The 25,409-nt window shown below is 37.2% G+C and carries 18 protein-coding genes; 7 read left to right on the top strand and 11 right to left on the bottom strand.

Going from position 1 to position 25,409, the window contains the following annotated elements; all coding sequences use genetic code 11:
* Positions 1 to 58 precede the first annotated feature (58 nt).
* On the bottom strand, positions 59 to 604 hold the full coding sequence (locus NYQ66_RS05185; protein ID WP_259867596.1) for a CueP family metal-binding protein: 546 nt from the start codon (positions 602 to 604) through the stop codon (positions 59 to 61).
* A gap of 371 nt (positions 605 to 975) precedes the next feature.
* Here NYQ66_RS05185 and NYQ66_RS05180 point away from each other — a divergent pair, with 371 nt between their 5' ends.
* Positions 976 to 3,216 carry a beta-propeller domain-containing protein gene (locus NYQ66_RS05180; RefSeq protein ID WP_259867594.1) on the top strand — a complete coding sequence of 747 codons (2,241 nt, stop codon included), beginning with the start codon at positions 976 to 978 and terminating at the stop codon, positions 3,214 to 3,216.
* A gap of 254 nt (positions 3,217 to 3,470) precedes the next feature.
* A complete protein-coding gene (locus NYQ66_RS05175; RefSeq protein WP_259867592.1) occupies positions 3,471 to 4,601 on the top strand; it encodes a CAP domain-containing protein in 1,131 nt (376 codons plus the stop codon).
* Between the two features lie 68 nt (positions 4,602 to 4,669).
* Here NYQ66_RS05175 and NYQ66_RS05170 read toward each other — a convergent pair whose 3' ends face one another.
* The 4 genes from NYQ66_RS05170 to NYQ66_RS05155 all read right to left on the bottom strand — a co-directional run bounded on the left by NYQ66_RS05170 (position 4,670) and on the right by NYQ66_RS05155 (position 10,117).
* Positions 4,670 to 5,182: an RNA polymerase sigma factor gene (locus NYQ66_RS05170; RefSeq protein WP_259867752.1), complete on the bottom strand. Its 513-nt coding sequence runs from the start codon at positions 5,180 to 5,182 to the stop codon at positions 4,670 to 4,672.
* 82 nt (positions 5,183 to 5,264) lie between these two features.
* The gene (locus NYQ66_RS05165; protein ID WP_259867590.1) at positions 5,265 to 6,794 is read right to left on the bottom strand and encodes a sensor histidine kinase; all 1,530 of its coding nucleotides are present in this window, start codon (positions 6,792 to 6,794) and stop codon (positions 5,265 to 5,267) included.
* Complete coding sequence (locus NYQ66_RS05160; protein WP_259867589.1) at positions 6,772 to 7,464, bottom strand: response regulator transcription factor; 693 nt, start codon at positions 7,462 to 7,464, stop codon at positions 6,772 to 6,774. The genes NYQ66_RS05165 and NYQ66_RS05160 overlap by 23 nt, the downstream gene beginning before the upstream one ends.
* 283 nt (positions 7,465 to 7,747) lie before the next feature.
* The gene (locus NYQ66_RS05155) at positions 7,748 to 10,117 is read right to left on the bottom strand and encodes a GH36-type glycosyl hydrolase domain-containing protein (protein ID WP_259867587.1); all 2,370 of its coding nucleotides are present in this window, start codon (positions 10,115 to 10,117) and stop codon (positions 7,748 to 7,750) included.
* 593 nt (positions 10,118 to 10,710) lie between these two features.
* On the opposite strand from NYQ66_RS05155, the gene NYQ66_RS05150 reads away from it, so the two are divergent.
* Positions 10,711 to 12,438, top strand: a complete 1,728-nt coding sequence (locus NYQ66_RS05150; RefSeq protein WP_259867584.1) for a diguanylate cyclase domain-containing protein — start codon at positions 10,711 to 10,713, stop codon at positions 12,436 to 12,438.
* Positions 12,439 to 12,566: 128 nt separating this feature from the next.
* Here NYQ66_RS05150 and NYQ66_RS05145 read toward each other — a convergent pair whose 3' ends face one another.
* From NYQ66_RS05145 to NYQ66_RS05135, 3 genes are all read right to left on the bottom strand, one after another.
* Positions 12,567 to 15,206 carry a cation-translocating P-type ATPase gene (locus NYQ66_RS05145; RefSeq protein WP_259867582.1) on the bottom strand — a complete coding sequence of 880 codons (2,640 nt, stop codon included), beginning with the start codon at positions 15,204 to 15,206 and terminating at the stop codon, positions 12,567 to 12,569.
* 243 nt (positions 15,207 to 15,449) lie between these two features.
* Positions 15,450 to 16,397 carry a DMT family transporter gene (locus NYQ66_RS05140; RefSeq protein ID WP_259867580.1) on the bottom strand — a complete coding sequence of 316 codons (948 nt, stop codon included), beginning with the start codon at positions 16,395 to 16,397 and terminating at the stop codon, positions 15,450 to 15,452.
* 160 nt (positions 16,398 to 16,557) lie between these two features.
* Positions 16,558 to 17,319 carry a CAP domain-containing protein gene (locus tag NYQ66_RS05135; RefSeq protein ID WP_259867577.1) on the bottom strand — a complete coding sequence of 254 codons (762 nt, stop codon included), beginning with the start codon at positions 17,317 to 17,319 and terminating at the stop codon, positions 16,558 to 16,560.
* 239 nt (positions 17,320 to 17,558) lie between these two features.
* Here NYQ66_RS05135 and NYQ66_RS05130 point away from each other — a divergent pair, with 239 nt between their 5' ends.
* Both NYQ66_RS05130 and NYQ66_RS05125 read left to right on the top strand, forming a co-directional pair.
* On the top strand, positions 17,559 to 18,335 hold the full coding sequence (locus tag NYQ66_RS05130; protein WP_259867575.1) for a carbon-nitrogen family hydrolase: 777 nt from the start codon (positions 17,559 to 17,561) through the stop codon (positions 18,333 to 18,335).
* 185 nt (positions 18,336 to 18,520) lie between these two features.
* Entirely contained in the window at positions 18,521 to 19,078 is a 558-nt protein-coding gene (locus NYQ66_RS05125; protein ID WP_259867573.1) for a hypothetical protein, read from the top strand.
* 118 nt (positions 19,079 to 19,196) lie between these two features.
* On the opposite strand, the gene NYQ66_RS05120 is transcribed toward NYQ66_RS05125, so the two are convergent.
* From NYQ66_RS05120 to NYQ66_RS05110, 3 genes are all read right to left on the bottom strand, one after another.
* The gene (locus NYQ66_RS05120) at positions 19,197 to 19,910 is read right to left on the bottom strand and encodes an SDR family NAD(P)-dependent oxidoreductase (RefSeq protein ID WP_259867571.1); all 714 of its coding nucleotides are present in this window, start codon (positions 19,908 to 19,910) and stop codon (positions 19,197 to 19,199) included.
* Positions 19,911 to 20,452: 542 nt separating this feature from the next.
* Positions 20,453 to 21,277 (bottom strand): alpha/beta hydrolase, encoded by an 825-nt coding sequence (locus NYQ66_RS05115; RefSeq protein WP_259867569.1) that lies wholly within the window; start codon positions 21,275 to 21,277, stop codon positions 20,453 to 20,455.
* A gap of 254 nt (positions 21,278 to 21,531) precedes the next feature.
* Entirely contained in the window at positions 21,532 to 22,221 is a 690-nt protein-coding gene (locus tag NYQ66_RS05110; protein WP_259867567.1) for a class I SAM-dependent methyltransferase, read from the bottom strand.
* Between the two features lie 311 nt (positions 22,222 to 22,532).
* Between NYQ66_RS05110 and NYQ66_RS05105 the strand changes: the two genes are divergently transcribed.
* Positions 22,533 to 23,432, top strand: coding sequence for a PhzF family phenazine biosynthesis protein (locus tag NYQ66_RS05105; protein WP_259867565.1), 900 nt, complete (start codon positions 22,533 to 22,535; stop codon positions 23,430 to 23,432).
* A 94-nt stretch (positions 23,433 to 23,526) separates the two neighbouring features.
* Positions 23,527 to 25,383: a sialate O-acetylesterase gene (locus NYQ66_RS05100; RefSeq protein WP_259867562.1), complete on the top strand. Its 1,857-nt coding sequence runs from the start codon at positions 23,527 to 23,529 to the stop codon at positions 25,381 to 25,383.
* Positions 25,384 to 25,409 lie beyond the last annotated feature (26 nt).

The raw sequence follows: 25,409 nt of genomic DNA, 5'->3' as shown, positions 1-25,409 counted from the left end.
AACCTTATCCAGTTCATGAATAAGGTTTCCGTCTCTCACAATTCAAATGAAAGAAGTACTATGCACGCTTCTTTTCAGTTAGCTGCATCGTCGTAACACATGTATTGTCATTTTCAAATGTAGATAGCTCTGATTCTACTACTCTGTCATCATGTTCAATCGTCACTTGATAGTTCTTATCTCGAGGTAACCATAGATCAATAAATCCATTTGATAGTGATGTTAATGTTTCATCAACAATAACATTCCCCTCCGTATCCTCTATATATACATCGAATTCTTCTTCGACCATTTCTCCCTGACAACCTGTGAGGCTATGGATTGCACAAGGATGTGTATTATTCACATATGGTGCAATCGAAACAAAAAATTCATCCTCTGGCAATTCATATGTTAGTTGATTATCATCACTTTCAGTCACAATTAATTGTTCTGAAGTAATCGACGCATTCTCGGCTGTTACTTGACGCGTACTATAATCTTGAACCAATTGCTTTACGTCTTCTGTTTCTATTCGTTCACCATTGCCTCCACTAACGGAAAAAATATAAGCTCCTAGTGCAATCGCAATGATACTAGTAATTGTAATCCATTTCCTGTTCATCGTGTCTCATTCTCCTATCTACGTTTTATGCTATTTTAGTAAGAATTATTAACATGTTTGGGACGAGGTCCCCGGAAATTTTATCGAAGGTACGTATGTATATATACCATCCTGATTGAATTGGAAGTGTCTCTCTTTTTCAACAACAAGATGTTCTTTGGAAGGTGAATTTCCTTTTAAAATTATATGCCACCTATAATAATAAAACAAATGAGATGGCATATCATTGCTCATTCCACTCCGTTTATGAACGTTTTGTGAATTTGATAGAACAGAGAGAATAGCTCCTTTGTCGAAACGCTTGTAACTTTTTTCTCAATCAAACGACTAAGTGTATAATGGTAAATAATCCCTAAAAAGAGGTGGATGTGATGAAAAAGTCTCTGCTATGGTGGTTTTGTGGTGGAATCGGAATAATTATTGCTGCTTTTGGTATTTTCTATTTATTTTCAAATGACATAACTGCTCAAATAACTTCAACGTCAAGTTATGCAACGGAATCTAAAGATTGGTCTATTCAGTTTTCTGAACAAATGAATCCAGATACATTTACGAAAGAAAGTGTATCCGTTCTTAATGAAGCAGGCGAAAAAATCACTGTGGAAATGAAATGGAATGCCGACAACACCATTCTAACAATTCTACCACCTAATAATGGCTATACTATTGGTGGAAAATATGCGATTACTATAACTGATCAAGTGCTTACAGCTAACGGAAAACATTTAACTTCTTCTTTTAACCACGAATTTGAGACTGTAGCAAACTTACCCAATATTAAAGACGAAGAACAGTTACTAACATTAATGAGAGAACGAACAGAAAAACAACGCCAATTCTATGAAACATCTGAAGGTACAGAAGAGGAAAGTGCTGATGCAGCATCTGATGGTGCTTCTGCTTTCTCTAGTTCAAGCAATGATACTACAACTTCAGAAACAAACGTGCAAGTCGAGGGAATTGATGAAGGGGATACTGTCAAATTAGATGGTGATTATCTTTATTATGCAAGAGATCACGACATAGTCATTGCATCAACAAATGGGAAAGAGAGTTCTGTAGTAAGTAAAATCGAGGAGCAAGATTATTATGTGCAACAGCTTTATTTGCATAATGATCTGTTAATCAGCATTGGACATAGTAACCGAACAATTCGCAATGATATACTTGAAGATAAAACGTCAGAACTTGATTATCGACATTTTTACACTAATCAATCTACTGTATATATCTATGATATTTCTGATAAACAAAACCCTAAACAAATGAGAGAATTTACGATTGAAGGTTCAATTAACAGTACGAGAAAAATGGACGGTTTCTTGTATCTAGTAGGAAATAACCACCCACCATATTATTATTATCACGAGGAAGAAGACCCCAATATGGAATCTATTGAAATTCGTCCATTTATAAAAGATACAGCAGTAAGTAATCAAGGCAGACCGATTGACTATAAAGATATGTATTTTTTCCCTGAAAGTGATGATGAAACATTTATGGTTTTAAGCTCTATTGATCTAAACGATATGGATAAAGAAGCCAACGTCGAAACATATTTAGGTGCATCCAATCAATTGTATATGTCCAAAAACCACCTGTACACTGCAGTTAACAAGTATGATTTGAATGAAGATACTAGTAATAGCAATATGGTCGATATCGCAATGCCACGGGTAGCTGATACCGAAATAATTCAATTTCACATTAACGACGGGGACATGACATATAACGCTTCTACAGTTGTTAATGGAACATTAATTAATCAGTTTTCCATGGATGAACGAAATGATACATTCCGTGTCGCAACTACAAAAGGAAACATGTGGGAAGGTGAAGAACCTAGTACGAATAATTTGTACACCTTTGATACGGAACTAAATCCATTGGGATCTGTAGAAGGTCTCGCAGAAAATGAAAGAATTTATAGTGTACGATTCATGGAGAATGTCGCCTACATGGTGACATTTAGAGAGACAGATCCTTTGTTCGTTATTGATTTAGCAGATGCCAAAAATCCGGAAGTGCTTGGTGAATTAAAGATTCCAGGCTTTAGTAACTATTTGCATCCATTGGATGATAATCATGTTATTGGGTTTGGTCACCACACCGAATTAGAAGATGTTCCAGGTAGAGATGAACCTCGTGTACTTGATGCCGGTCTTAAAATATCTGTTTTTGATGTAAGTGATCCAACAGATCCGAAAGAAAAGTTTATCGAAATCTTAGGGCAAGGTGGATCCCATTCTGAAATAAGCTATAATCACAAGTCTTTGTACCAACATCCAGACGAAAATCTATTTGGCATCCCTGCCGAATTATACGAAACGAAAACGATTAATAAGGGAGATGCCAGTTACCAGGATCATGTCTATGTATATGAAGGTGCCTTCTTATACAATATTTCACCTGTAGATGGAATTACCCTAAAAGATACCATTACACACCAACCAGATAATGTGAAACAGTATCCAAAATGGGAATCACGAATCCAACGAATGGTGTCCGTTGGCGATACGTTATATACCCTATCCTTTGATCAAATGAAAGCATATAACCTAAACGATGAAACGATCCTGAAAACAATCGAATTTCCAGAACAAAAATATTAGTGGGACATGGGAAAATATATCCTGTCCCCCTTTTTTATTCCATTAAAGGTGTATCAACGTATATACGATCTTTCTTTTAGACTAGTTTTCTTTTAGCACAACGCCTATTTTCTCCTGAATAGTAATCATGACATATTCAAGGCTTTTTGCAACATGGAAATTGTCCTTCAAACCTCGTTTCCATATTTCTTTTGTTGTCTATACTAGAAAGGATTATAATAATAATAATAAAGATTATGACAGGAGTGTCGATTGTGCGGAAACTGCGAAATATCATCGTGATCATACTTATAGCAAGTGCGCTTTGGCATTTCTATGGAGATAACTTTAAACAATCAGGAATTGATGGCGTATATCAAGAAATGAGCAGCGACTTAGAAAAAGTAAAACAAAATCCAACAGTAGTTTCAGTTGTCAATTATGTAAGTGACGGAATACAGCTTTTAATTGATAAAGGACAAGAAAAAATAGGAGACAATCCACAAACGAACAGAGTAATCCCTGATAAACCGGAGCTAAATCTTCCTTCCGAACAATCATTTTCTGTTCATAATATTGAAATTGGTGATCTTCGCTCCGAAGTTGAACAACAAGTTGGACAGCCCAAGCGTTCCTCTCTAAATGAATATGGTGTGGAGTGGGTAACTTATCACGAAAACTACTATAATTTTTTAATGGCCGCTTATAATGCGGAAGATCAAGTAGTAGGATTGTACACAAACCAAGACTTGGTTACTTCCAAGGAAGGCATTTCTTTAAATAGTACAAGAGATTCTGTACGAAGTTTACTAAACGAGCCACTTGAATATTTGCAAAGAGGGTTAGTAAGATATCAAATTCAGAGTAAAGATGAGTATGATGTCTTCCAAATGGATAATAGCTTTGTAACCATTTTTTATGATAAACATGAAAATAGTACAGTAACCGCTATTCAAATGATTAGTGAGGAATTAGAAAAGCAAAGAAAAGATTACTTTACAGAGCCTAGTGATGGATTAAAAAAAGGACTAGAATATCAATTATTCGACCTGACTAATGCTACCAGAGTCAACCACGGTCTGTCTGTTCTATCTTGGGATGAGCTTGTGAGAACAACAGCTCGTGATCATAGCATAGACATGGCAGAAAATAATTTTTTTAGCCATACAAATTTAGCTGGACAGTCTCCTTTTGATCGAATGACCGAAGATAATATTGATTACCGCATGGCTGGAGAGAACCTTGCTTTCGGGCAACCAAGTAGTATTTTTGCACATGAAGGGCTAATGAATTCAATTGGACACCGGGAGAATAAGTTGCAGAATGACTTCGAATTTCTGTCAGTTGGTGTCGCGTTTAACGAAGATTCACAACCATATTATACCGAAAATTTCTTGACCAAGTAGCTGGGACACGAGGACAGGCATCTTGTCCTGGTTTTCTTTTTTAGAAAACCTGATAAGATGCCTATCCTTCAAGCGCTAACTTGGTGATCTTGTAATATGTCTTGTAGTTTGTGCCTTGCTCGATAGATTCTTGTTTTGACTGTGCAGGCTTTCAAATCAAGGAGATCTGCAATTTCTTGTTCTTTTAATCCTTTACCAATCTTCAAGATCATGACAGCTTGGTAATCATTTTTTAGCATGTGTATAGCTTGTAAAATCTCCTCAAATATCCATCCTAATTCGACTTCTTCTTCCACACTCTGTTTCATCTCTTTTGCCAAGATCACCAACATATCTTCATCCATAGGTATGCCTCTTTTTTTCTTTTCTCTGCGAACAAAATCCAATGCAGTTCTCGTCGTGATCACAGATAACCAAGCGCCGATCTTATTTGTATCATGAATGGCTGAGAGATTGTTTAGTGCTTTTATAAATGATTCCTGTACAACATCTTCTGCTAAATACCAGTCCCTCGTAATGGCATATGCAACGTGTTGTAAACGTTTATAATGGACACGATACATCTCTGAGAAATCAAACATTGTTTCCACGTGTTTCACGCTCCTATCTTCCCCTATTATCTGGAAAGGTCCCTCGAAATTGGTACAAGGAACCTATGAACTACTAAACTCGCTGTAGTGTAATACTCACTTTAAATAAATCTCCGTCTGTTTCTATATCTAGTGTTCCTTCGTGAAGATCAACAATTGATTTTGCAATGGCTAATCCCAATCCCGATCCGTCAGTATGTCTGGATGCATCTGCTCGTTTAAATCGTTCAAATAACTCCTCACTATTATCATTTAATTCGTATTTGGACATGTTTTTAAAAGTGATATGCGCCTGGTCCTCCATTGTTGTCGTCGAGATATAGACTCTTGAGTTTTCCATAGAATACTTCAAGATATTACTTATTAAATTGTCAAAAACACGCCAAAGCTTTTGCCCATCGACAATAGTATAGATTGGCTTTTCTGCATTCAATACACGAAACTGTAAACTTGATTCACGAATGGTATTGTCATGCTCCGCTAATGCTTGCTGTAATAATTGGACAAGGTCTACTTTTGACTTGGTTAATTCCATATTCCCACTCGCCATTTTAGAAACCTCGAATAGGTCATCAATCAGTACCTTTAATCTCTTAGACTTTTGATCGATAATCTCTACATAAGAAGCCTGCTCCTCCTTCGAGATTCCCCCTGTTTTTAACAGTTCTGTATAAGTAATAATCGAGGTCAACGGTGTACGCAAATCATGACTTACATTTGTAACTAGCTCTGTTTTCAACCGCTCACTTTTGGCTTGTTCGTTTTGCGAAACTCTTACACCATGTTTTAACGTATTTATGTTTCCTGCAAGCTTGGCCATCACAGATTTACCTTTAACTTTTAGATCATCGCCATGCTTTCCAGCAACAAGCTCACTTGTCTTTTCTAAGATTCTATTAAATTCACCAACCCTTTTAACCAATACAATGAACACAGGCAGTCCAATCACAAGGCCTAAAAAAAAGTAAACTAGGATAAAAAATGGATCGACTAACATGATAAAAGTACCTACACCAAAGCAAAAAACAACCGCTAGCAATAAAAATAATTGTGTACCTGTTTTTCTATTTAAAAAAACATCTTGTAAGTTTTTCATCCCCTTGTGAATAAGTGCATGTTTCCACTGTGTTTTCAAATGTTCTACATCTTTTAACTCATCTAGTAGAAACTTCACTTGGGTAATTACAAGCAAGAATATGAAAGAAGCAAATAGAATTAACCCCACTACGTCACTTATATACGCCGTATTGAAATCAAAAGTTTGTACTATTTTCCACTTGAAATCATGCATAAGAAATAAATATAAAAGCACTGATAGGATTAGATCCCCTACTCGTATATCAATCGTTAACTTTTGATAATACAGTTTAAGAACATCTAACTCACTAGGTATTCCATTCATTTTCTTTAATAAAAGTACACTAATAATTAGTGCAACAATGGATAATGCTGCGTATGTCCAATACAGCATCTGTTGATCGTATCTCCCAGTAAGTATAAAGAAATTGCTATAATTTAAGAAGGATAATAAGCCGCTTAATCCAAACGTAAACAAAACGGACCAGCCAAACACCTTTAAACTATTTCTCCATTTTATATCCAATGCCCCACACCACCTTTAAATACCTCGGATTTTTTCCATCAATCTCGATCTTTTCACGAATCTTTCGAATATGAACAGCCACCGTATTTTCGGCGTTATATCCTGGTTCATTCCAGACACGCTCATAGATTTCATCAATGGAAAATACACGTCCTGCATGCGTCATTAAAAGCTCTACTATTTTATACTCAATCGGCGTGAGCTTGACTTGCTCCCCGTCTACTTTCACCTCTTTTGCAGATTGATCAAGTGTTAGTCCATGTAAGTTTATAGTCTTATTAGCACCTTCATATGTTCCAAATGATACGTACCTTCTTAATTGCGATTTCACACGTGCTACAAGCTCCATTGGGTTAAACGGTTTTGTTACATAATCGTCTGCGCCTACTTGTAGACCTAATATTTTATCCGTGTCTTCACTCTTGGCACTTAAGATAATGATGGGTATGTTCTTCTTTTCACGAATTTTATACGTAGCTGCGATCCCGTCTAATCGGGGCATCATTACATCAAGCAGTATTAAATGAATTTCATTTTCATGGATTTTTTCTAACGCTTCCATTCCGTCTTTTGCCTTAAGAACAGTCACGCCTTCATTTTTTAAATAAATCTCTATCGCGTCACGAATTTCTTTTTCATCATCTACAACAAGCACATTGTACGTTTCCATACATCAACCTTCTTTCTATCAGCCGCTCTTTACATTCTAAATAATACCCTTTAAATCTTAATATTCCCATATCACAAATCTTAAGATTCTCTTAAGATTTGTGATATGGGACCGACCAGTGCCTCCAGCTAAAATAGCTAAGTGGTCTAACGCATTTATTTTATCTTAGTTTTGGTAGTTGTGATAGAGAATGATATAGTGTAATACAATTAAAGAGAAAGCTTACTATCTAGCCAATATAACAACAAAAAATGGGACAGGGTTGCTCTGCCCCCCTATCCCATTATGGTATTTTAACTTGGATGTGGTATGTGGTTTCTTTTTCGATGTCTCTTATTATGTTATCTTTTACTCGTTCTTCGTTTAGATAAACTTCTGTTTGACCTACGTTGTTATCACGTATTACTTCGATATGAAGTGTGGCTCCTCTAAACTCGCGGACGATAGAAGCCTTATCCCAATCAGTCGGTAGTTGCGGCTTGATTTGAAGTCCTTCTGTTACACCTTTCACCCCAAATAATCCATCAATTAAACAGCGATAAACCCATGACACCGTTCCTGTATTAAACAGATGACTAGATCGACCTGCCGTTCTTGGTATTTCTTTATACGCACCACGATAATAGTTAGGAATAAACACTGGTAATTGGCCACGTTGCACAACATCATCTATATCAGGTCCTGGTATCATTTTTCTTAATAAACGATACGCATTATCGGTTTCCCCAACTTCATAAAGTGCATAGATATAAAAAATTGCTGCATGATTATAGACAGCACCATTTTCTGCAGACCCTGGATGCTTTTGTGTGACTCTTCCAACATCTTCGCGCATTGCTGTGAATGGTGGCCCGAGCATTTCTACTCCATACGGAGATTCAAGTTGATCTGTCACAGCCTGAAGCAATTTATTTTTCTGCTCTTCATTTGCCGCTCCACTCAGTAAAGCCCATCCTTGTGAATTAAGGAAAATTCTGCCTTCTACATCTTTACTAATTCCAAAGACAACATTATCGTCCGTGATTCCTCGCGCATACCAATTTCCATCCCACAAGTATTTATTGATTGTCTCATTCGATTTTTTTGCTTCTAAGCGGAATGTTGTAGCCATATCTTGTTGATCCACTATTTCACAAATGTCCGCCCATATTCTAAAGGCATAGGCTGACGCTGTTGTTAACCAACCAGAAACACCTTTTCCTTTGTACCCGACCATATTCATCGGGTCACACCAATCGCCTTGATTGATGTAATTTAGTCCTCTTTCATCTCGATCGTTGATTAGCCATCTCATCGCTAGATTCATATGTTCTAACACCGTTGCATCATTATTTGCACCTGCAAAAGGAACACGCTCGTTAAGGATCGCATAATCATTTGTTTCATCTAAGTAGGCGTGTAAACAAATTGGCAACCAAACACAATGATCGGTATGCGGTACTTGATTGATGTATTTCAACTCTGCATCTTTGTGTAAGATAACGCCATCAGGCATCGCACCATTTTCTTTTTGTTGGCTTAAAGCTGTGAGAAAAGCATCACGTGCAATCTTCGGTTTAATGTAACTCATTCCCATATTGTCTTGTAAGTAATTACGTGTTTGAGGGTCGGTCGATAATCGATTCGTGATCCCGTGATAATACATTTGCCTTGGTAGCCATTGATTGATGAAATGATCGAAATCATGATCTGGTGTTTTTATGTGTAAGCAACCTTTTCCTTCTGCTATGTACCTAGCAAAGTCTTGCTCTGCATCCATAAATCCATCTGCTTCATTGTCTTGCTTTTGTCCAAAATATTGCTGACGTACATGTGTAATTTCTTCTTCATTATTAGCAGGTCCAAAAATAAAACGAAATTCTCTCTCCTCTTCCGGTTTCATGGTTAGTTTATATTGTAGCGCGCTAACCGGTGTTTCGTAACGTGCATCCCCTTTTGATAATGCATCTGCTTCAAGTGCTGTCGGAGATGTGATTCCACCTTCCCCTTCGAAAGTCTCCTGATTCACTTCCCAAGCAAAAGGTTCTTGTTCTGCTAGTAAAAAGGTTTTATCTCGATAATGTTTGACTTTGTCATAATCCGTGTATTTTTGGTAAGGCGTAATCGAGGAGCAAATAATCGCTTGTAATGTTTGATTGTATTCACCAGATTGATTCATCCAAGACATGTATCCTACCGTGAAATAAGGATAAACACTCAATTTTCTCGTTTTGTTGGAAAGGTTTTTCACCTTGATTCGCCATAACTCTAAAGCACCTTCTTTTGGTAAACGCAAGCGCATATCAATTTGGACATCATTCTTTATTACTGTCCAGCTAATATAATCTTTACCAAGATAAAATCGGTAATGATCTGGCAGAACACGAACCGGTTCATACGGTGCAGAGAAAATCTCTCCTTTCTCTTCGTCTTTAACATAGACGAAACGCCCCGGATGATGCGCATAGTAAGGCTGCTCCGGTTGCATAAATGTTTTCGCTTCTAGATTAGGCGCATGTGAATACTTTGCAGGCTCTGGTTGCATAAACTGAGCAACCACATACCCCCTACAATTTACATGAATCATCATCTTATCATTCCATAAAAATCCCGAAGCCTTTGGCATAATTGTTGGACTATCCAACTCATAAGCATTTTCAGACGGTCTAAACATGTCTAGTCCTCCTTTTAGGACAGAGGGACAGGACGCCTTGCCCCTCTAATTATTTACTTGTTAATACGCTTGTAATCGGTGGGACAATGTGCCTGTCCCCGCTTTCCATTAGGTAAAGTGTTTGGTTGGAGAAATAATCTAGGTGAAGGTGTTTTTCCATTCTGGATTGTTAATTCGGTTAATTCATCGATGTTGTAGAGATGGCATAAAATATTGTCACAACTTATGGATATATTACAATTTCTCTTTTGATTGAAATGTTCCTTTAATTTAGTAAAAAAATTTATTAGCATTTGAAAATTCCCTTTCACTTTTCAATTTATAAAACTGTTAGTCCCTAAAGGGGACTAGCATGTGAAAGATCAACTTGTTCAAAACGGAGGCTTATACTTTCCGTTAATTCCAAACTACTTTCTTGCAATACCCATTCATCGCCAAAAATTACTTTTATGTTTATCCTATATTGTACTTCTCAATTCGGCTTGTATTCTAAAAAACATAACAGTCTACTCTGAAGTTGCAGAGGTTGTGCTCATCCAATCTTAGGTGTGTTAAAATGATGATTAGTTATACGAATTAGAGGAGAATATATGATGTTTGCCAAACTAAAAAACTTCAAAAATCTAGACCTTATTTTCAATAGCGTATCTGACATGATCTTTTTAATCTCGATTGATGAAGATGGTTTCTTTAGATATGTAACAGCAAACGAAGTAGCAATAGATTTACTTCAATTACCAAAAGGATTTTCAGGACAAAAAATAGAAGACATTATGCCTCCCAAATCAGCAGAGGTCATTCTTACAAAATACAAATCAGCTTTGGAAACAAACGATGTCATCACGTATGAGGAACAAATCGAGTTCCCTCAAACAGACGAAGTAGCCACTAAAAGAAAGGGATGGTTGGAATCTAAAGTTACACCCGTTTTTGATGACGATGATGAATGTGAATTTCTTATCGTAGTAACAAGTGAAATTACCGAAAGAAAACACCGCGAACAGGAACTGCATCAACTAAAAGAACAATTTGAACTGATTTATAATCATGCTGCCGATCCTGTATTTACTTTTGATGCAGAAGGTGACTTTATTACCGTAAACCCAAGTTTCACGAAAGTATTTGGGTGGTCAACCGACGAATTGATAAATAATAAAATGAGATCCATCCTTCCTTCAAACAACAAATCTGATTTTGCTGAAATTTTACATCGATTAAAAAAAGGGGAAGTAATTGAGAATCATTATGCAGAAAGGTTGACCAGAAGTGGTGAAACGATTCATATTCTATCATCCTACACCCCTATTATGGAAAACGGAAAGATGAAAAAGGGTATTGCTGTGTACAAGGATATTACACATCTTGGTCAATTACGGGATCAATTACGGGAAAGCGAGAGTAAATATCGGATTATTGTTGAAAATTCCAATGATCTAATACGGGTTATTAATAAACAAGGACAAATCGAATATGCATCTCCATCGCATCAAAAGTTTTTGGGTTTAGACCCGAATTTTTTCATTGGGAAGTCCTATCTTTCGTTTGTTCACCGTGAAGATATGGCAAAACTGCACAAATTTGTAGAGAACATGTTTACATCGGAAAAAGAAGTGGATGAAATAGAATACCGCCGACTAAATAAAAACAGAGAAATTATTTGGGTTCATACCAAAGGTGGAGTCGTTTTAAATGCAAATAGAGAGGTCGACCAGCTTATCTTAGTATCCAGGGAAATATCCGATATGAAAGAACGAGAAACGGAACTAAGAACGATGGCTCTGTATGATCAACTCACTGGATTACCAAATCGAACATTATTTAATGAAAATGTCGATGTAGCCATGAAGCTAACCAATCGTAGCGGGAAACTTACTGCACTTCTTTTACTAGACTGTGACAATTTTAAGCGCATCAATGATACGTATGGTCATGATGTTGGTGATGAAGTAATTAAAACGTTTGCTAACCGTGTGCAGAAGAATGTAAGAGCCATGGATACTGTGTCACGAATGGGCGGAGACGAGTTCCAAGTGATACTACCTGATCTACAGGATAAAAGTGATGCAACAGAAATCTGCCAGCATATTGTTGAAGCGATGAAAGAACCAATTGAAGTTGGTGATACCAGATTATCTGTAACAGCAAGTATCGGAATTTCCTATTACACAGGAAAAGACAAGACACAAGAAGAGCTTGTAAAAGAAGCAGATCAAGCATTATACAAATCGAAAGAAAGAGGTAAAAGTACCTTTACCGAATACACAAGCGTTGAAAACAAAAAAAAGATAAACATATTAGGACGTATATTTAAGAAAGAATAACTGGGACAGTGGGATAGCACTGTCCCAGTTATATGTTAAGTTGCATTGTGCAGTCTTTAGTATTCCCATTACCTTGCTATAAAAAAGATGTGGGACAAAGAACTATCCCTTTGCCCCACATGATCACACTATCCTAATCTGTTCCGTAGTTTTTTAATAACTTCCATTAGAATAACGGCTACGAATGCTAGGCCTGTTGCTATTGCCCATTCATTAAGACCGAATGTGAATGGAATATGGAACACTTCTCTTGCGAATGGTAAAATTGTGATTCCATATAGTACAAAGCCTACTACCACAGCACCTATTACGTATTTATTACTAAAGAATCCTGCACCAAATGCTGTTTGTGTATTGGAACGGGCAGCAAATGTTTGTAGTGTTCTAGACAGGATTAAAGTTGTAAAGGCCATTGCGACACCCATTTCATCGGAATGTTGCAAGCCAATATAGTGTGACACAATAACAGCGATCCCGATTAAAAGACCTCGAGTAATGACGGCTTGTAGTGTTCTACCAGAAAAGATACCTTCATCTAAATCACGTGGTTTTCTACGCATGACATCAGGCTCTTCTTTCTCCATCCCTAAGGCAATAGCTGGTAAGGAATCATTAACAAGATTGATGAACAATAGTTGCAGTGCCGTAAATGGAGCAGCCCAACCTGCAATAACGGCAAACAATATCGCAATGATTGCACCTAAGTTACCTGCAAACAAGTAACTAATTGCTTTTTTAATATTATCAAAAACAGTCCGACCAACTCCGACTGCTTTAACAATCGAAACAAAGTTATCGTCTGTTAAGATCATAGCAGAAGCATCTTTGGCAACATCTGTACCACTACCCATCGCAATCCCAATGTCCGCTTGTTTTAAAGCTGGTGCATCATTCACACCATCTCCAGTCATTGCCGTTATACGATCTTTCTTTTGCCACGCACGAACAATTCTAATTTTATTTTCTGGCGAAACACGTGCGTAAACAGCAATGTTTTCAAGCTTTTTATCAAGCTCTTCATCTGACATCTGATCCAATTCCTGACCTGTAACAGCAATATCATCGTCATCCATCAAACCAATTTCACGACCAATTGCTTGGGCAGTTGTTTTGTGGTCACCAGTAATCATTACAGTGCGAATGCCGGCTTGTTTTGACTGTTCAATGGAACCATACACAGCTTCACGTGGCGGATCCATCATGGCAGTTAGCCCGACTAATACAAGATCATTTTCGTCATCATGGTCTACATTGGTTTTGTCTTCAGGTAAAGTTTTATAGCCATAAGCTAGTACGCGTAACGCTTGATGCGAATAATCTTCGTTCGCTTTTTTTAGACTCTCTAGCCATTCATCTGTTAGCGCTTCTTCTTTACCTTCGACTAATACATATTTAGCTCGGTCAAACATAACGTCTGGTCCGCCTTTGGTTAATAGCATTTTTTTGCCATTTAACTCATGAACCGTAGACATTAGTTTACGATCGGAGTCAAACGGAAGCTCTGCTTCACGATCATATTGATTACGAATCTCATGATAATCTTTATTATTTTTATTTGCAAAATTTATCAAAGCTATTTCGGTCGGATCACCGACTTCTTTTCCATCATTATTAATGTAGGAATCGTTACAAAGGACGGCTATATTCACTAATAGTTCTTCCGATGCCGTCCAGTTTGCTGGATCTTCCGCTAATTTCTCATTCGTTCCATTCGGAACATAGTAATCTGTAACTGTCATTTTGTTCTGTGTTAATGTTCCAGTTTTATCGGTACAAATGACACTCGTTGACCCTAACGTCTCTACCGCAGGAAGTCTTCGGATTATTGCATGTTGCTTTGCCATTTTATTTGTTCCAACACTCATTACAATCGTAACAATTGATTGTAATGCTTCTGGAATCGCTGCAACGGCAACGGCAACCGCAAACATTAACGCATTAAGTATCGCAGTAGTAGTATCCACCTCAGTCTCTCCAAACCAGATACTCCCTACTTCAATCGCAAAAATCAAAATACATAGAAGTAAAATACCGATCCCTAATTTTTTACTAAAGACATCCAATTTACGCTGAAGTGGTGTTTGCTTTTCTTCCGCTTTAGATAGCATATCTGCAATTTTACCAACCTCAGTTTTCTCACCAGTTCCTGTAACAACAAAAGATCCACGTCCATACACAACAAGCGAGCTACTATAAACCATATTCCGTCTATCACCGAGTACAGCCTCTTCTTCTATTGCTTCTGTAAATTTCTCAACAGCCTCCGATTCACCTGTCAACATACCTTCATTAACTTTCAGTGAACCACTCTCAAAAATACGACCATCTGCAGGAACAAAGTCGCCCGCTTCCAGTAAAACAATATCTCCAGCAACGAGTTCCCTTGCCGGAATGGTCTGCTTTGTGTCTCCTCGAATGACTTTTGCCTCCGGTGCCGACATATCACGTAGTGCTTCGAGCGAACTTTCTGCCTTTCTTGTTTGTACTACACTGATGACAGAGTTAAGTATAATCACTATAAAAATAATGATTGATTCAACCATCTCACCAAGAATTAATTGGACACCCGCAGCAACTAGTAAAACAATTACCATGGAATCCTTTAGCGTTTCTAAAAAAAGCTTCCATGTTGGTACGCGATCTCTGTCTTTGATCTCGTTGTAACCGTCTCTTTCTAGCCTATTTTGGGATTCCTGTTTCGTTAAACCACTCTTTGAAGACTCTACATGTTCTAAGACTTCATCTGCATGTTTACGGTAAAATTCCAAATTCATTCTCCTCACGTCTATTATCTTCCATTTATTATGTACAACCTACACAATCATATAACTATGAAGAATAATTCAATGTTTTAATAACCAGGTAATGACATAATTCTACAAAATTGAGTCATGTTCCTTTTTTATGCTATGAAAAATATTACATTTTATGAGACACAATGTTGAGGCTCTGTTAAGAAAGATTTGTCATATGGATTTGATGTTCTCAAAAAACATGCAAAAAGGACATCTCTAGCTAGTAGAGATGTCCTTCCTTTTTTGTGTTTGTTTATTTTTATAATTAATAACAATAATACCACTTGCAACCATCGCAATCGATAGCATAATAAATAGGTTCAATTGTTCCCCAGGTATAAAAATAGATGACAATACAGTTCCACTTACTGGAACAATAAATTTATAGATGCTAATTTCCCCGGCGTAATTGAATTTTAATAGTGAATACCATAAACCAAACGCTATGGATGATAATAGTGCAGAATAGAGTAATAGTCCCCATCCAAAGGGAGTAAATGTAATTGCTCCTTCTCCAATTTGTGGAATTCCAATGAGGAGTAGAATGATCGCACCCAGACTTAATTGCCAACCAGTCACTGCAAAAGGATGGATTCCGGTAGCGAGCTCTTTGGCCATAATCGTTGCAATGGCACTAGTAACGCCTGATAAGATCATATAACCTTCTCCATCCCACTGAAAGCTTAATTGAAGTTCTTGTCCCCAGTTGGCAATAGCTATTCCAGTAAAGCCAGCAATAAGTCCAATTGTCTTTTTCCAATTCATCCGGTCATTCTTATAAAAGTAATGGGCTAAGATAACCGTGAAAAAAGTGCCACTTGAAGCTAGTATTGCTCCTTGAACCCCAGACACTTTTGCTAATCCATTATAAAAGAAAAAATATTGTAAGGCTGTTTGCACAACCCCTAAAATAATTAACACCAGAAATTGTCTTCGAGTGACCAGTATTCGTTTCGGACGACTTACGAGTAGGAAACCGAGTACAATCACTCCTGCTATTAAAAATCGGATGCCCGCAAATACAATTTTGGCAATTACATCGTCTGGATCCATTTGTAACTCTTCATAACTAATCTTTAGAACAGGAAACGCACTTCCCCATAAAACAGAACAAAAAATGGCAATCAGTATTACCGATGATTTCCTTTCAAAAATACCTCTCACGTGTGTCATCTCCAGTACAATGTCGTTTACTCAAATATATATCGTATGACACCCCACATTATTTAGCAAAAGATGTGTTTTGGAATGGAGGTGGACAGGCATATTTTGCCTAAAACAAATATAAGTGGGACAATGCGGCAATACGCACTGTCCCACTTTCTTATTTTTGTATAAACATTTGTACCCATTGGTTTCCATTTTCATAAAAACCTACACCTATATGCGTTGATTTATTGCTAAGGATATTCTTTCTATGCCCTTCACTATTCATCCATCCTCTTACTACTTCTTCAGGAGTTGTCTGTCCAGCTGCAATGTTTTCTGAAGCTGAAGTGTAGTCAATTCCAAATTGATTCATCATATCAAAAGGTGAACCATAAGTAGGTGATGTATGAGAGAAATAGTTATTGTCTGCCATATCTTTTGCTTTTACTTGAGCAACTTCCGTTAGTTCTTGATCGGCAGATAATGGTGGTAAACCATTCTCTTGTCTTTTTTGGTTAGTTAACTCAACCACTTGCATTTGAAAGTCACTCATATCCGTTGTATTCTGATTATTATCCGTATTTTGATTTGCCTGATTCATCTGCTTGCCGTTTTGCGTCTCATTTGCTTGTTGGTTTGGCACTCGCTTCTTAAATTGATTGTGGTTTGGTTGGTGTGCCTTGTCATTTGTGTTATCCGTGTTTGCATTGTACTCTAGGCCACTATATCTTTTCTCATCTTCATTCTCCGCTGGTTGTTCGTTTCTTTTTTCCGATTTATCAGTCCAGTAACTTTGCCCAGTTTCAAAATTGACTTGTCTAGGAGTTTCAATATCTTGTCGCCAATCATCCATACCCGTCTCTTGCTCATTGGTATTACATGCTCCTAAAAAGAGGATCAACGTAAACATCGCTATACCCACATATTTTTTCAACATTTATCTCACCTCCTATTTCACTAAGTATTAATACTATCTGTATAAGTACTTGATTTATACTTCCTATCCATTGACTTTTTTATGGGACTTAGCATGTATGATAAAGTAGAGGTATATCTTAAAATTTTAATCGGATTATTAAAATAGAATACGTTTACTTTCCTGGAAATAATAAAGCATTTTTCTTAAAACCTTAAACAGAAGAATGTAAAAACAAAAACAAAGGAGCTGTAACGACGATGAAAGTATCCATGATCCAATACGACATTGTATTTGGTAATCCTAAAGAAAACTATAAAAAAGTGGAGCAGCTAATTAAACAAGCCGTAGATTCCAAACCCGATATTCTTATACTCCCAGAACTTTGGACAACTGGTTATGATCTTAACCGTTTAGACGAAATTGCGGATGAAGATGCGCAGGATACGATAAAGTTCATTTCGAATTTAGCAGAACAATACACCGTCAATATAATTGCAGGATCTATCGCGAAACGTATGGGCGGAAAAGTTAATAACACAATGTTGGTGTTCAATTCTACCGGTAAACTAGTACATGAATATAGCAAAGCACATTTATTTCGATTGATGGATGAAGATAAGCACTTAATTGAAGGAAATAGTAAAGCTTTATTTTCATTAGCTGGCGTACTTTCTGCAGGTTTTATTTGTTACGACATTCGTTTCCCAGAATGGATCCGAAAGCATGCAGTCGAGGGAGCGAAAATCATTTTTGTAAGTGCGGAATGGCCAAAGCCTAGAATAGACCATTGGAAATATTTACTGATTGCTAGAGCGATCGAAAACCAGTGTTATATCGTCGCTTGTAATCGATCTGGTAGTGATCCTGCTAATGTGTTTGGTGGGCACTCAATTGTGATCGACCCATGGGGGCATGTCGTAGAGGAAGCCAGCGAAAATGAATCCATCGTGACAGCAGTTTTAGAAACCGAACTTGTAGACGAAGTGCGAAGCAAAATCCCAGTATTTGAAGACCGGAGAATAGACTTGTATTGAAGTGATGGTAGCGCGTTACAATCGCTAGTTTGATAAAAATGAAACAAGTGGAAAGACACCTCGTCCCATTTATTTTCCTATTTGAAAGAAAACATGTTTTTTTGAATTCCAAACTATTTCTTATGTATGATTCAAACTTTTATGTAAAAACTGACAACAGGAGAATATTATAGGAGTTGATTGAATTGGAGTATAGGGAATACTGGCAAATAATTTCCGAAAAGGGTGAAGAATTAAACACACTTATATCATCCTATTGGAATGATTACTCAGGATTTGACACATGGCAGTTTTGGGTGGTCCTGTTTTTATTAATCAGTCCCCTCCTGTTACTTTATTTCAAAGTCGATCGCACACGAATTTTTGAAGTGCTTTTCTTTGGATATACTGTCCATATTCTTTGGACTTACACAGATATAGCACTTGAACGGTACCGTTTATTTGTTCATACCTATTTTATCAGCCCTGCTTTTCCTAATGCCATTAATATGACTGCATCCGTGATCCCTGTATTTTTTTTACTTTTATACCAGTATTGTACGAATAGAAATAAGAACTTCTTTTTATACGCCATTTTGTTGAGTGCTATTTTAGCATTCCCTACAGCAGCATTTGAAATATACATTTTAGAAATGGCCGAGCTTAAAAAAGGTTTTCAATTGTTTCATATTTTCTTAATAGATATTGCGATCGCATACACTGCTTACCTATTCACAAAGTTACTACTACGATGGAGGAGATAAGAAGCGTGGGGCAGGGCTTTATTTATGATTCACGCCAATTAACATTAAAAAGAACCCAAACCAAAAATGGTAGGGTTCTTTTTGCGTTGATTAGATGTAGGACAAGGTCACTCAGCTCTTACCAGTTCATTTTGTTGCCTTGATAATCAATATACATGTGTTCGTCGATCGACGGGAATTTTAATATTTGTTCGACAATACCGGATGCTGATTCTATTGCGTCTATGGTTGCATCAGGGTTGAACTCACCAAAGATATACGTTCTTACATATCCTGGATGGAATGCTAATACCTTTATATCATGTTCCTCTAATTGATTTTGCATGATTGTTAGTTGCATATTTAAAGCTGTTTTAGACATAGAATAACCATATTCCTTTTTTCTCCAAGAATCTGCTAAGCTTGCTGCTTCAGATGATATATTCGCAAGCATTTTGTCCTTCCCTTTCATTAATAATGGAATAACAGATTTTGACACACGTAAAGGTCCAAATACATTGGTTTCAAACAGTTTCCTCATGTCATCATAATGAAACTCACCAAATATATCTTCAGAACGATCTTTGTAAATAGCAGCATTATTTACTAGGATATCTAATTGACCAGATGTATCTTTTATATAATTTGCAGCTGCATCAACCGATTGTTGATCATTAACATCTAACGTAATAATATCCAAGTCATCCCCAAATTCGTTTTTCAATTCATCAAGTTCAAGCCATTCTTGCATATAACGACCTGCAAACACCTTATAATCCTTTTGCAGAAACACCTTTGTAAGCGCCAACCCTAGACCACGATCGGCACCTGTAATATAAGCAGTTTTTTTCATTAGTACAACACCTCCAGAAGTTTGAAAACAGTTACATCCTTTAATTATATTCTTCACTGAAAGCGTAAATCCTTTTCCATAGTCCGAAAAGTTATGTGTGAGACACGAAGACAGGCACCTTGTCCCACACACCCACTTGAGTAGAACATCTCCTTCATTATGGGAAGCGAAACGGATTTGAACATATTAATAACGAAACATTCATTAAATGGGGAAGCATGAACAAACAAGTAGAAAGCGAGACTAAAGAAGTGATTTCCCTGTTTGAAAAAGCAAAATACAGTAAAGCAGAACTTATAGAAAATGACGTGAACACGATGCAAAAGTAAACACAGCGTATAAAAGCAATCATGCGGGAAAGAGGAACAGATGCCTTATCCAAGTTGGAATTGTGATTGTGGTGGTAACTCTCATCTTGTCCGAATTTATATAGTTTGTAAAAGTAAAACGACATCCGACATATATTTTCTTGCTATCAATTGTTACCTTCGACCTCTAAAACATAAAAAAATTGGGACAGAGTGGCCTGTCCCTCTGTCCCACTAAATATGTTCATCAAGCCATTTGATCATATCGTTTAGAAAATTTTCTTTTCCGATATCATCAAATGGTCTGTGACGCATACCTTCATATTCGATTTTTAACTTATCTGTCGTACCAACCATACTAAAGAACTGACGCAACTTACCTGGGGGAGTAATGTTATCATCGACTCCTAATTGTAATAATAACGGAACTTGTATGGTATTTGCCTGGTTCATCACATTTTTTATAGTCATTATGACACCACGACCTAAGCCCGGGGTAATTGTATTATGACGCAAAGGATCTGTACTGAACTGACCAGCTTTTTTTGGATCCTTTGTTAATAAATGCCCGTTTGTTGTATCTTCAATCGTGTAATCAGGTTTTATTCGAGACATAATAGAAACGAGGATTTTTTCGCCCCATTTCATTTCATAAGATACAGCAGGTGCGATCGTAATGATCCCTGCTATATTTTCTTGAAAAGCTAAAGCGTAATCCAGGCATACTATCCCACCAAGGCTATGTCCAATTAAAAATACAGGCAAATCAGAATCTTCCTGATCTACTATATTCCGAAAAGCCTCCAAGTCTCCTCGATATTCTCCCCAATTACGAATAAACCCGCGAATACCTGTGCTTTTTCCATGCCCTCTTAGATCAAGAGCATATACACTAAATTGATGCTCAATTAAGCTATTTAATAGATTATATAACCCGCCACTATGATCTCCGTGACCATGTACGACAATTACTTTAGCTTTTGGCCTACTAGTAGGCTTTATTATACGATAATAGAGTTCGGCTTCTCCAACTCCACGAAATGTCCCTTCCAAATTCATACCTGATTGTCCTCCTACAACAAATTACAACAATAAATACTAGTAAGAATAAATACAGTAACTACTTTATCATACTTTTACTAACATAACCTGACGTTTGATGATGTTCACAATTTAGCAACAAACTAGAATGCTTATTTTAGGACATGCTACCTGTCCCACCGTCCTAGCTTGTCGGTGTGTAATCATTTGTTTTTAGAATGCGCGATTTATTTTATAGTCTTCCTGAAAGAAAAGCACCTCTAATTATCAACTTAGAGGCGCTTTTCTTCTTTCTTGCGCAACATAAACAGCCACATAAACGTTAGTGATTGTTTTAGTTCTTTCGGATAGTGTTCGATTTTGTTTTCGTCCACTGCACCTCGGTATATTCCAACACCATCCATTACTTCCCATCCATTCTCTACTGCTAATTGCTCAAACTCCCATGGCATCATCGTGTTGCAAATAACTGGCTCATTATAAAGACGACGATAACTGTTTTTTCTTGGATGAGCAGTTGGACCGAGTAATCCTAAACAAAGAAGATGTCCAGATTGCAAGACTCTTCTCATTTCGTTTAATCCTTTCAAAGGTTTCTCTGTCCATTCCAATGAATTGATGGCCATTAAGCCTGTAAACGCGTCATTTTGAAATGGGAGTTGTAATAGGTCACCTTGGAAAAACGCAATGTCTTCTACTCTATTCTTCGCTTTCAAAATCATTTCATCCGATAAGTCTACGCCAACAACCCTGTATCCTGCTTCATGTAATTTTAATGTTCCAAAACCATCGCCACAACCTAAATCCGCCACATAACTGCCTTTAGGGAAGTGCTTTTCAATAAAAGGGATAATGGATTTTCTGATTCCACGTTCCCACATATCCTCACTACTTTGATTCCAAAAATCAGCTCGTTCATCCCAACGTTCTTTCGCTTCCTTATGCCAATTAAACTCTTCCACCTTCTCACACCTCTCTTTTTAGGACAAAGGGGCAGGCACACTGTCCTAATCTTACGGGATCATAAAGTTATAAAAAAACATTTTACTTAATCTCTTACTAACATGTTTTCTATGTATGTAAAAGCAAAAGGCTCATCACTAAAAAAGGACGATTAAGTCTATTTTATTATAAATTGGTACTATATAGAAACTTATCTACTACAGTGGAAGATATTGAAGCGTTTGCCACTACTCATCTCCTCTTTATTATTTACTTATTTTGCTTCCCCTATTAAACTTTGTTTAGATGACAAAAAGTATGGAGGAACACGATGAAGAATATTCCAGTTTATCATGTAGATGCTTTTACCGATCAAGCTTTCGGAGGAAATCCTGCAGGTGTAGTCCCAGAAGCTAGCGATCTAACAGAGAAAGAAATGCAGAATATTGCTAGTGAATTAAATCTATCTGAAACAGCATTTTTATACCATTCAGATAGTCCAGATGCAGATTATCGTATTCGTTATTTTACACCGGCTGAAGAAATTGATTTCTGCGGTCATGCAACCATTGCCACTGCCTGGATTCTTGCGACAAAATATGCTTGGGCTGATAGAACAAATCAAGTAGTTCTTCAAACAAATGGTGGTTTAGTCCCCGTAAAATGGGTGAAGGAACATGGTCGTTTAACCGCTGTATCTATGACACAGCTCCCCCCTAAAACGAATGATATAGTAGAAGATCCAACTGCAATTGCCAGCCTATTAGGAATTAAACCTAGTGATTTAGATGAACAGTTCCCGATAAAAATGAGCAATACAGGAGTATGGCATTTGCTTGTCCCAGTTAAAACTCGCGTAGCGATTGACAAGGCTCAACCTAAACTAAATGAATTAGCCAATATGAACAAGCGCTACAATATCTCTACGACACACCTTTTTACATTTAATACCGATGACAAAAACTTAGATCTTTACACGCGCGATTTTTGCCCAGCTATTGGCATAAAAGAAGATCCCGTTACTGGAGCAGCAAACGGTGCACTAGCCGGTTATTTATACTTAGAAGGTGTTTTAGATGCAACCAAAACTCACGCTCTAATGATTGGTCAAGGTCATGCAATGAACCGACCTGGTTTTCTTTCTGTAACCGTTACTCCACAAGAAGATTATCCAAGAATTGAAGTAGCCGGTTCTGCAGTAATCACCATCGAAGGCACAATGACATTGTAAGTGTAGGAAAGTGGGACTGTCCTTTGTCCCACTTGCTCTTTTATAATTTTGTAGATATCATTAGGATGACTTGTTTTTTGAAAGGCGGAAGATTATGAGACTATCAAGTATATTAAGTGATGGAATGGTTTTACAGAGAAAAGCAAGCGTTACCATTTGGGGTAACACGAGTAGTTTACAAACGGTAACTATCTCTTTTCTAGGTAAACAATACGAAACAAAATCGGATGCACAAGGAAAATGGAAAATTGTTTTTGCAGACTTAGAACCAGGCGGACCTTACCAAATGGAAATAACCGGTGATGAAAAAAAGATGATTCATGACATTTTAATTGGTGATGTATGGTTACTTGGCGGTCAATCAAATATGGAATTACCTGTAGGAAGAACATTAGATTTATTTGAAGAAGAGATAAAACAAGTTAACGAACCTTATATTCGTCAATTTGCGGTACCACAGGAATACAATTTTAAAGCACCACAAGAACAATTGTCAGACGCTAAGTGGATCGCTGCCGACCCAGAACATCTTCTTCAATTCAGTGGAGCTGGTTTTTATTTTGCTCAAGAAATGTATGCAAAATATGGTGTACCTATTGGTTTAATCATGTCTGCTGTTGGCGGTACGCCAATAGAGGCTTGGATGAGCGAAGACACACTAAGAAAAATCGGAACGTACGATGAAACATTAGATAAGTGTAAAGATGATGTATATATAACATCAACAATAAGAAATGAAGAACAAGCAGCAAACGAATGGTATGAGCATTTAAACGCAAATGATAAAGGCTTAAAAGAAACTCCCTGGTATAGTAAATCTATAGACGTATCAGATTGGCAGGATTTTGAACTACCTAAGTCATGGGAAGCCACTGATTTAGAAAACGTTCGAGGTGCTGTTTGGTTTAGAAAAGAAATTGATGTACCTGAATCCATGATTAACACAGAAGCTCGATTGAAATTGGGTACAATCGTTGATGCAGACGATACATATGTGAATGGTGTACGCATCGGTAACACGGCATACAGGTATCCACCTAGAAGATATAAAATCCCTAAAGGATTATTAAAGCCTGGGAAAAATGTTATCACTGTTCGCGTTATCACTACCGGAAACACTGGTGAATTCATTAAAGATATGCCTTACAAATTAATTGCAAACGAACAAGAATTAGACCTGAAGGGAACTTGGAAATACAAAATAGGAGAAGTGACCGAGGCGCAACCTACTACTACTTTTTTCCGGAACATGCCTGCAGGTTTATACAATGGTATGATTTCGCCTTTAAAGAACTTCACGATCAAAGGCGTTCTATGGTACCAAGGTGAATCGAATTCAGGCCAACCAGAAGGATACAGAGAATTATTTCATGATTTAGTTAACGATTGGCGCAACAACTGGAACATGGGTGAATTCCCTTTTATTTTCACACAACTAACCAACTTTGAAGCTGATCCAAAAAATCCAAAAGCGACCAATTGGGCAGAATTACGTGAAGAACAACGCATGTCTCTAGCAATCCCAAACACTGCAATGGCTGTTACCATAGACATAGGAGAGTATAACGAGCTTCACCCACAGGATAAAAAGACGCTAGGAAAACGTTTAGCATTATGTGCTAGAAAACTAGCTTTTAATGAAGACGTCGCATTTAGTGGACCTTTGTACACAAAAATGGTAAGAGTCGGAAGTGCCATTCAACTTCACTTTGACCAAGTTGGTGAAGGATTGGCAAGTAAAGATGGAGAATTGCATCATTTTGAGATTTGTGGATCGAACGGTCAATATATGGATGCAAAAGCGACAATAAAAGGAGATACTATTATCGTTAGCAACGAAGACATCAAAGAAGCCCATCACGTCCGTTATGCATGGCTAAATAATCCTGAAAATGCCAATCTTTATAACAAAGAAGGGCTACCAGCATCACCTTTTAATACGGAATCTTAAACGGTGTTGCAGGAAAGATACTGCGC

The sequence above is a fragment of the Aquibacillus koreensis genome (assembly GCF_025154055.1).
Lineage (GTDB): Bacteria > Bacillota > Bacilli > Bacillales > Amphibacillaceae > Aquibacillus_C > Aquibacillus_C koreensis.
Note: the sequence above shows the minus strand (reverse complement) of the source record. Positions and strands in the feature narration are given on the sequence as shown.

Bases quoted from the DNA above. Each gene is read 5' to 3' on its own strand.
- NYQ66_RS05185 (WP_259867596.1), bottom strand. From the start codon at position 604: ATGAACAGGAAATGGATTACAATTACTAGTATCATTGCGATTGCACTA.
- NYQ66_RS05180 (WP_259867594.1), top strand. From the start codon at position 976: ATGAAAAAGTCTCTGCTATGGTGGTTTTGTGGTGGAATCGGAATAATT.
- NYQ66_RS05170 (WP_259867752.1), bottom strand. From the start codon at position 5,182: ATGTTTGATTTCTCAGAGATGTATCGTGTCCATTATAAACGTTTACAA.
- NYQ66_RS05160 (WP_259867589.1), bottom strand. From the start codon at position 7,464: ATGGAAACGTACAATGTGCTTGTTGTAGATGATGAAAAAGAAATTCGT.
- NYQ66_RS05155 (WP_259867587.1), bottom strand. From the start codon at position 10,117: ATGTTTAGACCGTCTGAAAATGCTTATGAGTTGGATAGTCCAACAATT.
- NYQ66_RS05150 (WP_259867584.1), top strand. From the start codon at position 10,711: ATGTTTGCCAAACTAAAAAACTTCAAAAATCTAGACCTTATTTTCAAT.
- NYQ66_RS05135 (WP_259867577.1), bottom strand. From the start codon at position 17,319: ATGTTGAAAAAATATGTGGGTATAGCGATGTTTACGTTGATCCTCTTT.
- NYQ66_RS05130 (WP_259867575.1), top strand. From the start codon at position 17,559: ATGAAAGTATCCATGATCCAATACGACATTGTATTTGGTAATCCTAAA.
- NYQ66_RS05120 (WP_259867571.1), bottom strand. From the start codon at position 19,910: ATGAAAAAAACTGCTTATATTACAGGTGCCGATCGTGGTCTAGGGTTG.
- NYQ66_RS05115 (WP_259867569.1), bottom strand. From the start codon at position 21,277: ATGAATTTGGAAGGGACATTTCGTGGAGTTGGAGAAGCCGAACTCTAT.
- NYQ66_RS05105 (WP_259867565.1), top strand. From the start codon at position 22,533: ATGAAGAATATTCCAGTTTATCATGTAGATGCTTTTACCGATCAAGCT.
- NYQ66_RS05100 (WP_259867562.1), top strand. From the start codon at position 23,527: ATGAGACTATCAAGTATATTAAGTGATGGAATGGTTTTACAGAGAAAA.